Origin of the sequence: Pullulanibacillus pueri, from assembly GCF_014639255.1 — a bacterium.
Taxonomy (GTDB): domain Bacteria; phylum Bacillota; class Bacilli; order Bacillales; family Sporolactobacillaceae; genus Pullulanibacillus; species Pullulanibacillus pueri.
In genome coordinates this window covers 1-14,825 of the sequence record NZ_BMFV01000016.1, presented here as the reverse complement: position 1 = coordinate 14,825, position 14,825 = coordinate 1, and the positions used below count along the sequence as shown (strand labels likewise).

Annotated in this window: 13 protein-coding genes, 1 pseudogene and 2 riboswitches; of the genes and pseudogenes, 9 read left to right on the top strand and 5 right to left on the bottom strand. The window is 35.6% G+C overall.

Going from position 1 to position 14,825, the window contains the following annotated elements:
- The first annotated feature begins 77 nt into the window (after positions 1-77).
- The 8 genes from IEV91_RS11105 to IEV91_RS11070 all read left to right on the top strand — a co-directional run bounded on the left by IEV91_RS11105 (position 78) and on the right by IEV91_RS11070 (position 7,668).
- A complete protein-coding gene (locus IEV91_RS11105) occupies positions 78-968 on the top strand; it encodes a putative RNA methyltransferase (RefSeq protein WP_188497505.1) in 891 nt (296 codons plus the stop codon).
- Positions 969-970: 2 nt separating this feature from the next.
- Positions 971-2,434 (top strand): Msr family ABC-F type ribosomal protection protein, encoded by a 1,464-nt coding sequence (locus tag IEV91_RS11100; RefSeq protein WP_188497504.1) that lies wholly within the window; start codon positions 971-973, stop codon positions 2,432-2,434.
- 443 nt (positions 2,435-2,877) lie between these two features.
- Positions 2,878-3,657: a MerR family transcriptional regulator gene (locus tag IEV91_RS11095; protein WP_188497503.1), complete on the top strand. Its 780-nt coding sequence runs from the start codon at positions 2,878-2,880 to the stop codon at positions 3,655-3,657.
- Complete coding sequence (locus IEV91_RS11090) at positions 3,641-4,318, top strand: DMT family transporter (protein ID WP_229745547.1); 678 nt, start codon at positions 3,641-3,643, stop codon at positions 4,316-4,318. Before IEV91_RS11095 ends, IEV91_RS11090 begins: the two co-directional genes overlap by 17 nt.
- A complete protein-coding gene (locus tag IEV91_RS11085) occupies positions 4,319-4,633 on the top strand; it encodes a DMT family transporter (protein ID WP_188497502.1) in 315 nt (104 codons plus the stop codon).
- A gap of 418 nt (positions 4,634-5,051) precedes the next feature.
- The gene (locus IEV91_RS11080; RefSeq protein ID WP_188497501.1) at positions 5,052-5,663 is read left to right on the top strand and encodes a hypothetical protein; all 612 of its coding nucleotides are present in this window, start codon (positions 5,052-5,054) and stop codon (positions 5,661-5,663) included.
- Positions 5,664-6,063: 400 nt separating this feature from the next.
- Positions 6,064-6,534: a peptide-methionine (S)-S-oxide reductase gene (locus IEV91_RS11075; RefSeq protein ID WP_188497547.1), complete on the top strand. Its 471-nt coding sequence runs from the start codon at positions 6,064-6,066 to the stop codon at positions 6,532-6,534.
- A gap of 384 nt (positions 6,535-6,918) precedes the next feature.
- Positions 6,919-7,668, top strand: a complete 750-nt coding sequence (locus tag IEV91_RS11070; RefSeq protein WP_188497500.1) for a sulfite exporter TauE/SafE family protein — start codon at positions 6,919-6,921, stop codon at positions 7,666-7,668.
- 130 nt (positions 7,669-7,798) lie between these two features.
- On the opposite strand, the gene IEV91_RS11065 is transcribed toward IEV91_RS11070, so the two are convergent.
- The 5 genes from IEV91_RS11065 to IEV91_RS11045 all read right to left on the bottom strand — a co-directional run bounded on the left by IEV91_RS11065 (position 7,799) and on the right by IEV91_RS11045 (position 13,306).
- Positions 7,799-9,214 carry an MDR family MFS transporter gene (locus tag IEV91_RS11065; protein WP_188497499.1) on the bottom strand — a complete coding sequence of 472 codons (1,416 nt, stop codon included), beginning with the start codon at positions 9,212-9,214 and terminating at the stop codon, positions 7,799-7,801.
- A gap of 100 nt (positions 9,215-9,314) precedes the next feature.
- Complete coding sequence (locus IEV91_RS11060) at positions 9,315-9,941, bottom strand: TetR/AcrR family transcriptional regulator (protein ID WP_188497498.1); 627 nt, start codon at positions 9,939-9,941, stop codon at positions 9,315-9,317.
- A 228-nt stretch (positions 9,942-10,169) separates the two neighbouring features.
- A riboswitch (guanidine-I (ykkC/yxkD leader) is annotated at positions 10,170-10,271 on the top strand.
- Positions 10,272-10,778: 507 nt separating this feature from the next.
- Entirely contained in the window at positions 10,779-11,198 is a 420-nt protein-coding gene (locus IEV91_RS11055; protein ID WP_188497497.1) for a hypothetical protein, read from the bottom strand.
- Positions 11,199-11,242: 44 nt separating this feature from the next.
- Positions 11,243-12,409, bottom strand: a complete 1,167-nt coding sequence (locus IEV91_RS11050; protein WP_188497496.1) for a YycP family beta-propeller protein — start codon at positions 12,407-12,409, stop codon at positions 11,243-11,245.
- Between the two features lie 159 nt (positions 12,410-12,568).
- Positions 12,569-13,306, bottom strand: a complete 738-nt coding sequence (locus IEV91_RS11045) for a hypothetical protein (protein ID WP_229745546.1) — start codon at positions 13,304-13,306, stop codon at positions 12,569-12,571.
- A gap of 383 nt (positions 13,307-13,689) precedes the next feature.
- Here IEV91_RS11045 and IEV91_RS11040 point away from each other — a divergent pair.
- Positions 13,690-13,992: pseudogene (locus IEV91_RS11040) on the top strand (beta/alpha barrel domain-containing protein); the annotation flags it as partial.
- A 571-nt stretch (positions 13,993-14,563) separates the two neighbouring features.
- Positions 14,564-14,665, top strand: a riboswitch (guanidine-I (ykkC/yxkD leader).
- Positions 14,666-14,825: the final 160 nt, after the last annotated feature.

Below are 14,825 nucleotides of genomic sequence, written 5' to 3'. Positions count from 1 at the left end.
AGGATTGATTTCTTTCCCTTTACTCGTAATCACAGGCAGATGCTTGTGATTTTTTTATTTGAAAGGAAGAGGAAACCATGACTAATAAAGAAAAAAGTGCAGAATTAGTTAGTAAATATGTTCATGTATTAAGTTGTCCACTTTGTAATAGTCCATTAATGGTCTCTAATTTAAAAAGCCTTGTCTGCTTGAATAAGCATACATTTGATTTTGCGAAACAGGGATATGTAAACATGATGACTCGTTCCACGAATAGTCATTATGACAAAAATTTATTTGAAGCAAGAAATCAAATTATTATTGAAAGTAACCTTTACGTACTACTGCATGAGAAGATTTCAGAAGTTATTAATGAAAACATGAATCCTTCTAATGACGAAATCATAATTCTTGATGCTGGATGTGGTGAGGGTTCCCATTTACAAAGAATTTTAGATGACTGTAAGAATAAAACATTCTCAGGAGTTGGCTTAGATATTTCAAAGGAAGGTATAAGAAAGGCAGCAAGTCATTACAAAAAGTCTATTTGGCTTGTTGGTGATTTAGCAAATTCACCATTAGCGGATCAATCGTGCCAAGTTATTTTGAATATCCTTTCTCCTGCCAATTATAAGGATTTCAAAAGGATTCTAGTTCCGGATGGTCTTATTGTTAAGGTTGTTCCTCGTTCAAATTATCTAAAAGAACTACGAGAAGCACTATTCGATGATACTGATAAGAAGGATTATAAAAATGATGAAACAGTTTCGCTTTTTAAACAGAATTTCCATCTGGCGAACATTTTCAATCTTAGCTACGCCAGGGAATTAAATCAGACAGAGTTAACGAATTTAGTGCAAATGTCTCCACTTGCTTGGAATTCAAAAAAGGATGATATTGATCAATTTATTAATCAAGGTTTTTCTGAGATTACCGTAGATTTAGATATTTTGGTCGGAGTAAATAAGCAGACGAAAGGAGACGAATAGTAATGGAAAATGTATGTATTGAATTGGAAAATGTTGAAGTTTCATTTTTAGATCGATTGGTGTTAGATATTCCAAGACTAGCGGTATATCAGTTTGATCGCATCGGTATTGTTGGGAAAAATGGAACGGGTAAGAGTACACTGTTAAAACTTATGGGTGGCAAAATTAAACCAGAAAAAGGCTCCATCAAACACTTCATGAATTTTGCCTATTTTGATCAACTGATAACACCTGAAAAAACAGAGGTGGATTACGATTTAAAAGGGAAACTGTCTCTTCCAGATACAGAAATCGAAAACTTTAGCGGCGGAGAGCAAACAAGATTGAAATTAGCACAAATTTTTTCCAACTATCATGAAGGGTTATTAATTGATGAGCCAACCACCCATCTTGATGCAGAGGGGATACAATTTTTTATCGAGGAATTGACTTACTATTATGGGGCTTTAATAATAGTGAGTCACGACCGGTATTTATTGGATAATCTGGTGACGAAGATTTGGGAAGTAGAAGGTGGAATTGTAACCGAATATACAGGGAATTATTCGGAATATGTTGCACAAAAGGAGCTTCAGAAAAGGCAGCATCAGGAACAGCATGATAAGTATGTCAAAGAGAAATCGCGTCTCATGAAAGCTGCAGAAGCAAAAATGAAGAAGGCTGAGAAAATCACACAAGCGAATGGACATATTTCTAAAAAGGAAGCAAAAGCAAAGGCGAATAAAATGTTTATGACGAAATCAAAGGATACAAGTCAGAAGGCGGTTCAGAGGGCAGCGAAGGCAATTGAGCAGAGAGTGGAACAACTTGAAGCAGTAGAAGCACCTAAAGAAGAGGAAGTCATTCGATTTCATCAGTCTGGTGCTCTTCAATTACACAATAAATTTCCTATAATGGCGGATCAGTTAATGCTAAAGGCGGGGGAGAAAACACTTCTCGATAAGTCGAGCTTTCAATTCCCGTTAGGTAAGACCATTGCTATTACAGGTAAAAACGGTTCAGGCAAAACAACGTTGCTTCGCCATATTTTACAGCGTGGTGATGGGATTACGATTTCGCCAAAAGCGGTTATCGGCATTTATGAACAAATGGACTATCAGTTTACAAAGGATGAAACTGTACTGGAATTTATGAAAGATAGAAGTGATTACGACGAAAGTAAAATTCGTTCTGTCCTACACTCAATGAGTTTTACAGGAAATGATTTAAAAAAGAATGTTTGTAATTTAAGTGGCGGAGAGGCAATTCGCATAGTGTTGTGTCAACTTTTTTTAGGAAGGTACAATATTCTTGTTTTGGATGAACCTACAAACTTTTTGGATGTTTTCTGTATTGAAGCGTTGGAACGATTTTTAAAAGGATATGAAGGAACTGTACTCTTTGTATCGCATGATCAAACCTTTGTGGAAAGAGTAGCTGATTGTGTTTATGTTATAGAGGAACAAAAATTAGTATTAAGAAGTTAATAAAAAACGAGAAAGGGATGTTAGAGATCCATTATGTTCTTAGGGACGTAGTATTGCACTATACTTATCTTCCTATTTTTCTATTATATATAGCTACCACTGAACTGGCAGATAATTATTTAATTCAATCGTAAAATCATACAAATCCATACTGGACCAATATGGGTCCAGTATGGATTTGGTTTAATACTTCTTTAATCCTTGTTCAAATAAGGTTTCAATATAAATATCTTTTCTCAGTCTTTGTCCTCTTCACTGTATAAATAGTATTTCATCTTTATTTTGCATAATTTTCAATTCCTTTTCATCTATTCTTCTGATTCCCTGGTAGGGTTACAACTTCTGATGTTCTTATTAATTTTTTTCTTGCCCTAACGTTAACGTTAGGGTTTAATATCTAAATATAACTCTTACTTAGTAACAAAATTATACGGGGTGGCAATATGTATTTAGTCGGTCAACTTTCGAAAATAACAAATATTAGTATACGAACACTTCACTATTATGATGAGATTGGGCTATTAAAACCTTCCACAATATCTGATATAGGCTATCGTTACTATACAAAAGACGAACTAATCATGCTCCAACAAATTATAGCTTTAAAAAAATTGGGTTTTAGACTAACTCAGATTAAAGAAATGGTTCAAGGAAATAGAGGTAATTCCAAAAAAGAGCGTTGGAAACATGTATTTGAAATGGAATTAGACAAAATTGAGGAAGAGAAAAGACGATTAGGGCAGTTGGAGCAAAGTTTGAATGCAATAATGAATTCTCTTAACTTAACAGGAGATGTTAGTGCTGATGATATATTATTAATTATTCAGTCTATACAAAATGGAAACGAAGGAAAATTTCTTGAACGGCATTTTACTAAAGATGAACAATCAATAATTAAGGAGCAATTACCTAATTTAACGAGCGAAGATGAAAAAATAAAAAAGTGGATTGAATTACTAAAGGACGTACATGAAATGGTCAATGAACCTATCGAATCAATTCAGTCACAAGAACTTGCAAATAGGATTATGCAATATATATCCGAACACCTTGAAATTGAAGATTCGTTAATAGATAAGTATTGGGAGACAATAAAACCAGACAATGAACACTCTGAAAAAGTAATCGGTTTGGATAAAAAAACAATGGATTATATAGAAAAAATACTGTATTGGTATGAGAATTTTGGCGAAGGGAGCAGAACCAATGGCAAAAAAGAATAAACAAAGTGGTGCAAAATGGGACATTTTCTTTTACCATGTAATCGTATTTGTTTGTGTTCACCTGCTTTTTGTACAAATTTTTGGGCCCATGCCACTTTCTGAATTAGGAAGTGCGGATTATAAGGATTATATAAAGGATAACTTTTTAAACGGTGGAGTTAATATTTACCAAAACGGCATGGTTAATACATTTAGTTCTATATGGAAAACGATTCTAATTATCCATCTTATAGTCGAGATAGTAGAGACACTATTCCCAAGGAGGAAAAAAGATGGCGCAAAAGACAAAAAGGAGTTAGTAGTCGAAGAGCAATCAGATGAAAAGAGAGAAAGAGGTTCAGTTAGTGCATGGGTTTATTTGATTATAGCAGGATTATTAGAAATCATTTGGGCATCTGCTTTAAAAATGGATATGCTGGCAGGTCCATTTATTCTTGTGCTCATCATTAGTTTTGACCTACTCATTAAATCCGTAAAGAGATTGGGAGTTGGAACTTCCTATGCAGTATTTACTGGAATTGGTGTAATTGGGATGGTAGTTGTTGATTCTATAATATTCCAAGAAAGAATTAATCTCTTGAAAGTTCTATTAGTATTAGTCCTTGGTGTATTTATTATCGGTTTGAAAATATCCTCGAAAGAACAGGAGGACACGAAATAAATGAGTTGGGTATATCTATTTCTAGCAGGTTTAATTGAGGTTGTTGGAGTTGTTGGATTAAAGAAGGTATCTGAAAAGAGTAGCTGGTTATCTTACGTGATTCTCATTGGAGGTTTTATCATCAGTTTATCCCTTTTACGTATGTCCCTAGAACAAATCTCATTATCCGTTGCTTACGCCGTTTGGACAGGAATAGGGACAGTAGGTGCAACAGTCATCGGTATATTATTCTATAGGGAGTCAAAAAGTCCCTTTCGTATAGCCTGCATTTTTGGCATCATAGTGACAATTATTGGACTAAGATTAGTGGGATAGAAATGCTTAACTTATATGTTACCTCTCTGTTACTTTCTCGGTACCCACGCTAAAAAGTTGGTACCTACTGCCACATAGTAGGTACCCAACCGGTAAGGAATCGAGGAAGAGTAGCGGATGAACCAATATAAATTTAATACTTTTCAATGGTAAAATCGATATAAACCTAGGGCTGGATCCAATAGTTTTCCAGTCTTTTTATTTTGCCGAATTTCTCCTCAATCCTTTGTCCAATAAGGATTTCAGCTGTCCTCTATTATATAAATTAGTAGGTCCTTTCAATCTCACCTAAGATTATTTTGCAAATCTTGAGGCTGTATTATTATCCGGCATTTTTTTTAATATCGAATTGGAAAATTGGTAACCATTGACAACTTGTTTATGGAAACTTATCATGAAATAGGAAAGGAGTTTTGCAATGAAGTCCCTTACATTATTTTTGGTGGCTGTTCTGTTTTTAGGTGTTAGCGGTTGTTCGTCTGATTCTACAAACTCTAGTTCTGACAAGAGTGAAAAGGTAAGCTCCAATCATGAAAAGTCAGAGTCAGTAATAGATGAACAAGAGAATTCGAGTGTTGCTGAGAGTCAAGGAAACGACCAATCTAGCAAACAAGTAAGCGATCATCAAGAAAATGAAGACCAATCATCAGGCAACCAAACGGAACAAGAGAAATCATCATCTAACAATACATCAACTTCAAGTCAAACAAACAGCAACCAAAGCCAAGAAAGTAGTAACCCACAAACATCGAAGTCAAAATCAAGCTCTTCTAACGATGGAGAGGCTAATACGATAAACGCCAAAAAAATTAGTTCTGGAGATAAAGCTGTCGAATACTTAAAGAGTAAAATAAAGGAAGGTCATGACGACGATATTGTTTTTGATGATATGGGTGGCACCTTATCTAAAGACGATAAAGGTTCATATTACACAGTGACACTTGTTTCAAAAGAATTAAGAAAAGATGGCGGTTCCGGAACTGTAGGGAGCTATAAAGTTTATCAAGATGGAACGTACACTGAAAGTTGATAATACACCCTAAAAGAAGCGAATGTCTCCCTATAAAATTTCTAGTGATCCTGGTATGAGCTGTAAAGCTAAATCAATATAACTATAAAATCATCCATGCTTATTTCAAGGTAGTTGTAGCCACAGGCCATGCTACCATTGATATGATGAACTGCTTGTGCAGTGACAGTAACAATTCTAAACTGTATGTGCCGACTTTTAAGAATAATGACTCGAAAATGAAGTTAGGTGGACCAAAGAGCCATGGTGAATCTTTTATATATAATGGTAAAATAGTAACAATGTGGGGAGTGGTTGAAGATACACTCATGAAATACAAATCAAGTTTTTGTGATGGAGAGGTACAAGGATGGGCAGATTCATTGATAACAGTGAAACAATATACAAGCCCAACGCCAATATGGAAGTAATATATCTTGCCGGTGGATGCTTATGGGGAGTACAAGCTTTTATTAAAACTTTACCCGGAGTGAGATTTACAGAAGCGGGAAGAGCTAATGGGACAAGTCATACACTAGAGGGTGATTATGATGGCTATGCAGAATGTGTAAAAACAGGGTTTGATCCGACGGTTGTTACGATTAGGGAATTAATGGGTTATTTATTTGAAATTATTGATCCCTATAGCTTGAATAAACAAGGAGAGGATGTTGGTGAGAAATACAGAACGGGAGTATATAGTGAAAATCCTGAGCACTTAAAAGAGGCGAAGGCGTTTCTCAGTGAAAGAAGGGATTATGACCGGATCGTTGTCGAAGTACTACCTCTTATCAACTATGTGAGGAGTGCAGAAGAACATCAAGACAGATTAGCGAGATGTCCAAACGATTATTGTCATATTCCAGAAGAGCTATTAAGTAGATATAGGTAAGGAAGAATATTAGCAAGAATTTATATTATAGTAGAGAAAAAAATCCAGTCCAGCTTGTAATGCTTATCTGTATGGTTGAAATTTGAGTGGGAAGAATAGTGGCCTATATAGATAGGCAAAGACATGTGTAAGAAGCTTCATTTTTAAAAAAAACAACACAGCTTCAAACACCCATAAATTCATATTAGGGCGTTTTTTAATGGTGATGTATATTACCATTAAAATTAATTTTAAATTCATTGTGAAGGTCCCTGAACACCTTTAAATTGACGATGAATCTAATGTAAACCCCTCTTATATTATTGTATAATAGGAGGTATAAAACACTTAAATTTGAAGGGTTCATAAAATACGTTAATCAAATAAGTGTGTTTAGGGGGAAATATGACTGTAACTGTGATCATACTCATCATTGCTTCGGTCTTTATTGGAGCGTTAATACGTGCAACTTTTGGCTTTGGGGAAGCCGTGGTGAGTATGCCATTACTTGCATTATTACCAATAGGTTTGCACACTTCGATTTCTTTAATTGGTTTAGCTGGACTTACTGTAGCTTTATTTACTGCTATTTCGGGATGGCGTGATATTGAGCGACCAGCTTTGATTCGTTTAGTCATCGGAGCTTTAATCGGAATTCCGATAGGTCTCTTATTCATTGTCAAGGTGCCTGCAATGATCATTACCGTCGGACTTGGAATCTTTTTAATGGCATATGGTTCCTATTCTTTTATTAAACTTTTGTATGCAAAAAGTAGTGTGAAATCCAGACTTAGAGCGAGTTTTTGGTCACTGCCAGTAGGTATTATATCTGGCATCATGGGGAGTGCTTATAATACACATGGCGTGCCCGTTGTTGTATATGGAACTTTACGGCGGTGGGAACCTCGCCGTTTTCGGGGGACTTTGCAGGCTCATTTCCTAATTTCAGGAGCTTTGATTGTCATGGGCCAAGCGCTTGGAGGATTGTGGACAGAAGATTTATTTTTATTATTTGGTTTATCTTTACCTGCTATTATTATTGCAACTTTATTAGGTGTCTTTTTACATCGTCGTATTCCCAACGAAAAATTCGAACGGTATGTCTTTCTCCTTATTGTACTCCTCGGCTTTCTGTTGTTAATGAATCATGTGTGAATGATAAGGTGAAAGGAGCAATCGGATAATAACGAAGAACACAGTCCCAAAAAATCTAACTTCTATAGGGGAGTTTTATGTAAAATGGCCGATGTGAAAGAATCATATCGGCCAATAGTGATTCAATGACTTAAGCTACTTTTCTTTTTAAGAATAAAGAGAACACGAATCCAATCATAATCAGTGCAGTTAATAACAAGAATGTGACATGATAACCATGAAGAACTGATGGTAATGAAGGGCTATTATGGTTTTCTTTCATTTCATAATGATGAACAGATGTTGTCATAAATGCTGTTAATGTTGCAATTGATAATGAATTTACGACTTGTAACATAACATTTGATAGAGGTGTTAGACGACTAATCAGCTTAACGGGAGCAGATTGTAGTGCATGATTATTGACTTGCATGCCAACCAAGCCTTGTCCCATGCCTAAAAGCACAACAGAAATGGCAATGAATAAATAGTGTGTATGTGCATTTACAGTTGAAAAGAGATATAGACTTATTCCAGAAAAAATGAAACCGGGAATGACTGCAAACTTGGTCCCTAATTGATCATAGACACGTCCTCCAATTGTGATTCCAATAAAACTAGCAATAGCTTGAGGGACCATCATTAAGCCTGAATCAAACGCCGACATTCCTCTTACATTTTGTAAATAAAGTGGGACAAAAAGCATAGCCCCAAAAATAGCTATTTGATTGATCCACATCAATAACAGTCCTTTTGTGAACTCGCCAATTTTAAATGCTTTTATCTCCAACAATGGATGAGAGCCCTTTACCTCTACACGAATAAAGGCAATGAGCGCCACTACTCCTATTACTAAAAATAACAAGGTTTTAGTTTCTAGCCATCCATGGGCAGCCCCTTGATTAATGCCATAAATCAGGAATGGGAAGACAAATGGTGTAAGAAGAGCGCCTAGTTTATCTAATTTACTCTCCTTATTTGGACTATAATTTGGAATGAATTTGAGAATTAAAATAATAGAAATAATGCCTATCGGTATATTAATTAAGAATACATAGTGCCAACTCGCTATATTAATCAACCACCCTGATAATACCGGACCAATTGTTGGCGCAACTAACATTGGTAATCCAAGAATCGCCATCATGGAACCCCGTTTTTCCATAGGGATTAATCGAAATGACATCGCTATACCAATGGGACCAACGACACCACCAGCTAATCCTTGAATCACTCGGAATACAATCAGCTCTGAAATAGAAGTGGATAGGGCACAAAGAATTGATGAAATTGTAAATAAAATAATGGCCCCCGCAAATGCTTTTTTGGCAGAAAATCGGTCCGCTAACCATCCTGACATCGGAATAATGAGAGATAGAGCCAATGTATAAGCTGTTATTGACCATTGAGCGGTATTGATATCTGTATTGAAGGCACTTTGTAAATGAGGGAGTGCGACATTCATTATTGTTGTATCCATCATAACCAATAGCATTCCGATTGCTATTGTTAAAACAGCAGGAAGTATTTTCCCTATAGAAAAGTTTGTTGCTTGGTCTTTTTCCATTATAATCACACCTTTTTTTATCTATTGAACACTGTTCGATAAATATACTAACACTGTTCGGGGAAGGTGTAAATAAAAAAGCCAATCTTAATTAGCTTTTTTAGGTCAAATTTGACTCAAATCCATTAATAAGTACATGTAAACCATAATCGAACATATTACGATGACCTAGTTTATTAAAAATTCCCTCCTGTTTCATTTGATGAAGAAGAGGTGCACTTGTTTTTAAACGCTCTGCAGCGGATAGTAAATCTTCTTTATCAGAATTTAGTTTTAAATACATGAGATCCATTTCAAAATTAATAATATAGTTAAGGTAAACGCTTATGGTATAGAATTTATATTCATGGCTTGCATCAAGATGTTCAATGACTTTTAATAAATTATCAATAAGCTTTAAATAATTTGGCGCTTTAGGAGGATAGGCCATAAGAAGTTGTGCAGAATAGGGTCTGCTCCGAAGAACTTCAGAAATGGCATAGCCATATTCTAATAGTTGTTCTTGCCATGTATTTTGAGTTAATGAGATGTTCATTTCACCAATAACTTGATGAATTAATTCCTGAAATATAGCTTCCTTACTCGCAAAGTGCCAATAAATAGAGGAAACGGTTAAATTGAGTTTTTTTGATAGTTTTCTCATCGAAAATGACTCTAGTCCCTCTTGTTGAAGTAATTCCCATGAAGCCTCTATTATCTTATTTTTAGTCATATCTTTTTGTACCAAGTCGATTGCCCCTTCTTTCTTTAGAAAGTGATCACGTCATTCTTCTTTTTCTATTATAAGCAACAAGGATTTGTTTAGCTATACATGACCTTTTTAAACAATGGGGAGAAACCTAGGGGTTAAGGAACCAGATTTGGAAAACACCAACTAAAAACAGGGAAGATAAAATTATCCTTGTGATAGACCTCAAATGGATTGACTAGGGGAAAAGTATGGCTTAAAATGAGCAATAATGTTTTCTAGGGTTCCGTGATGATAAATCAGACTGGTCCGAGAGAAAACGCACGACGTTTATCGTGGTGAACACGGAGGGATAAAAGCCCGGGAGAGATATCAATCGATGTCTTTCTCGGGCTTTTTTATAACGTCAGTATAGCTCTATGGAAGTCCCTATAAGTGCAACTTAGGCTTTCGTCATTTGAGCTTGAATATTAAGCCGGGTTTTAAAAGGAGGGCGCTGAGGAACACACTTGGTATAGGTGTTCTGAATCTCGCGTCTTCCGCTCTGATCAACTGGGTTGCTGACGGTGCCTTTTGGGATTAAATACTTATTCCATGTTTTAATAAGGACCGGGTGTTTTTCCGTTTTTTTTCCTCATCATCAGGAGTCCGCAACAGGATAAAAACCAGAAATATGTCCTGTTAGGAGGCAGCATGCGCTAAATAATAGGCTGTAAATTTCATAAAAGGAAAAATACAAAATCTAGAAATTGCAGCATAAGGGGTGGGTGCGGTATCCACAATAAATAAGCAAAACTAATAATCCGCGCAAAAGCTTATGGTATATCCTTTTGTGAGAAACTATGCTACTGATGTAAATAATTACCAATTTGTCACTCAAGACTTGGGACGGGGTGAAGTCGTGTTGCTGATTGTGTTCTGGCCCAATTTTGAACGTATAGCATAGAAAACTGATGAGGTAATGATTATCATGGCGACAACCCATAGCCATCCAAGGATCTCGACCGGATTACCTAATGTCGTAGAAACGAGAGCAATAATCAAACAACCATATAGGGCTCCTAATAAAGTAAATGCCCAAAATCCTCTCCACCAGGTGCTGAATGTCTTCAGTTTAAGCAAAATTTCCCCAAACAAAGCTCCGATGAGAATGAAGAAAAAAGAGGCGGGTACAAAATAGGCAAGTGCTACACCAAGGCCAGGACTTTCCGATGACAAGAATGTTATCAAAAGGATAACGAGAAGACTTACTAAAAACGCTCCAATAAGTGATGTGAGAAAATATATAAACCGCAATAGTATCCCTCCTTAGTTTCTTTGTTGAGCAGAGATAAAGGATTTCATTTTAAGATGACGAAATCATAGGTAAACAAGCCTCGATTTTTACGAATGATTTCATCTGTTCCTTTGACCTTAATTGATTTAATTTTTTTGCCTGATTTTATATCATAGCTATCTATTGCTGATTGTTTTGAACCTGTCGTATATTGATAGAAAACATATAATTGATCCTTGTTCCACTCAGTAAGGACAAAGTCTCCATTTCGAGCGCTCTTTTCAATTTGAAACGCCTTTATTGTATGTCCTGTTAAGATGTTTGTCTTATACACTTGCCCGTTCCCGTCTATAAAATAAAAGTCATTTTTATTGAGAAAAGTGCACTTTTGTGGATCAAAGGGCATAGCTTCATCGTGTTTATTATCACTTATGTATGAAGTGACCAAAGAATCACTTGTTTTTTTATTTTTTAAATTTAAATTGACTAATTTAATAAATTCACCGCCACTTTGTCGATCACCTTCTTCAAGGTAGTAGGCATGATCATTTTTAAACAAAATATTGCCTAATGGAGAGCTTTCTTTTTGAGTGGAAGTCCAACTCATTATTTCAATGGTTCTAGCAGTATCTGATAATTGTGATTGGTAAAGAGTATATTCATTTTCCTTTTTACTTGCTATGGTATATAGCGCGTTTTTTTCTTGTCCCCTAGTTTCGACAAAATAAGGTAAATTATCTTTTTTTGTATTACTCCTTTTTGACCAATACACCTCTGATTGATAAGAGCCGTCAGCTTTAAAACCAGAATTAAAAAGAAAATAATGTGTAGGGTTATTCCCACCAAAATGCCCAGCATAATCACCGGTATATTGTGAATCATGTCTTGCAATTTTTTTTACCTCTCGTGATACTAAATAACTATGAGTTTCATCCTGATAAAAGACTGAATGGCCGTCGTAATCGATTCTACCTAATTCCAATCCTCTTGTTTTTAAGGGAGTTGTATGTCCTTTTTTATCAATAAAAACAATGTAACCTTTACCTGGCTGCGTATCAATGGTTGTTGAATAATATACAGCAGCAACTTTGTTTTTTAATACATTTCCCTTCGAATAGTTTCTTGAGGCTACAGAAGGAGATGTAGGTTTAGATATTGAGAAATAGAGAATAATGCAAACCATAATGGCAAAGAAAATACTTAAACAAAGGATAACATTCCTTTTCTTCATGAGAGAGCCTCTCTTTCATGTAGATGAATTGTGAAATAAAAAAACAAACAATTGTGGTAAGGCTTAGGTTATTCAACTAAAGTAGCCTCAACCCAAAGATTGAGGCTGTTAGTTAACAAATGTCTTAAAAGATTTTATAATCGGAAAATTCGATTAATATTATTTTATTGTTTTATAAGTTTTTGTATAACCTGAGTTTTTAATATCTTTAGGATAAACACCAGCACCTTTATTGTGATCTATATCAATACTTGCTTTGAGTTTGTAGGCGCTCCATAGAAGTTTAGCACAATTTTTAGCTCCGTAATGTCCTGTTAGACGATTGGTTGCAAAATTATAAGAATAAGAATCTCCTTTACGTGATTTTGCCCAACTCGCTGCACTACTACGTTTTGATTGAGAGACACTTACTTCTTGCATTACAGCATTTTTTTCAACATTTCTTCCATTATATTTAATGACTCTTACACCCTTTTTAGGTATAGATTCTACAATTTCATTTGTAGTAGAATAGATACCATTATGTCCATGCTGAATTCCAAGTGTTGAAGAGGGAGTATAGAAAACATCACCCTTATGTCTTGATTTCACCAATTTTTTGGTTCCAGAACTTCCACCAAAAGGGATGATTTGATTTTGCTCCTCCTTATCAGCCGCATATTGCTCTTTTAATTCTGTTAGGATTTCTTTGGAAGCATTAAACTCTGAAGTGTTTTGATCATAGGCATAATCAGAAATGGTTTGTTTAACTTCGTCTTTTGATAAACCGGGTTGGAGCTGGATTAACTTATCCACATTTTTTTGAAGAGTCATATCATCAGCACTAGCGCTTGCCCCTCCAAAGAGCAAGGTAATTATAAAAATACTAGAAATCGGAATTAAATAAAGCTTTTTCACGCGTTTTCCTCCTTTTTTATTAGGTTAATTAAAAAAATCAACCTCCCTTCTTTTGTTATTTCATACTATTAAGACCATGTATAGAATGTATATCCAAGAAGTTACTTATATAATAATTTATATTTGAAAGCGCTGTCAATGAGAAATTTCATAAATTCCTTGATTATACTATGTACATTTATGTCAATATAGATTTGATAAAGGTAAATGAGAAAAAGACAGTGGTGTCTCACTGGACAAAAAATCAAAATATGTCCTGTTAAGAGCCGTTACACGCTATATAATCGGATGAAAAATCTATAAAACGGAAAATCGAATATCAGTACCCATCAAAACACTGGTGTTTACCCGCAAACGTGCTGCAATCAAATCTGACTGGCCCTGGGGAGGCAAGCGGCCTTATCCGGCGTTCTGATGTCGCTGCCGACATCATACAAGTGGCAAAAGCAGGGGGATTACCTGTTAGTGTGAAGATAAGGCTAGGTTACACAAAAGTAGACGAATGGAAAGAGTGGCTAACCCATATATTGAAGTAGGACATCGTTAATCATTCTATTCATCTTCAGATAAGAAAGGAAATGAGCAAATTCGAGGCCCGTTGGGTGCTGATTCCGGAAATCAAGAAACTTCGTGATGAAGTAGCATCTGATACACTATTGACTACAACAGACCGAACCCCATCAAGAGGAGCTAGGCTTATATGGTAAAAATAATCCCTCGAGGCTGTCAAGCACATGAGGGGTTATTTTTTTGTGGTTCTTATCAGACATAATATAGGCCACTAAAAGCCCGAAGGAAATCATCAGGCTTAGAGTTGTTTTTATTCAACTTGAATCTACAGCAAAGAGGGACAAACAGGAAAGTGGTAGTCAATAAAAAAGGTGAGCATTAGAAGGGGAAAGATGGTAGGGTTATGATCATAAATGCTTCAAGCTTTATGGACAATTTTCCTATGACACTAGGACAATGAATATCATTTAACGACATTCTTGAAACTTTATCAGTCCTGGAAAGGAAAATGTTAGGATTTTTATAGAGCGGGTGACAAGGTCTGTTCGCATGGACAAGGGGATAGGTTCATTAAGATTAATTTGGTTGAGCAGAGTAGAGGAGGATACGTTCTTGTTATAATGTCTCGCACAGAAAAAGAGGATGATTGAAGTTAATCCAATTATTTTCAGACATTTATTGAAAATAAATGACGAGGTATTGGCTCCAGATGAATTGACTAAGGAAAAAGTATTGCTTAAAATAAATAATAATGTTTTCTAGGGTTCCGTGATGATGAATCAGACTGGTCCGAGAGAAAACGCACGACGTTTATCGTGGTGAACACGGAGGGATAAAAGCCCGGGAGAGATATCCATTGATGTCTTTCTCGGGCTTTTCTTCGCACTCTAAAAGGGGTTTTGTTTTATGGCATTTTTAGTGGAAAATAAGTGGATCATTTTAATGGCTCTATTATATATGTTGGGGTTTGTAGACAATTTACAATGCTGTTTTGGTTAAGTGAAAAATA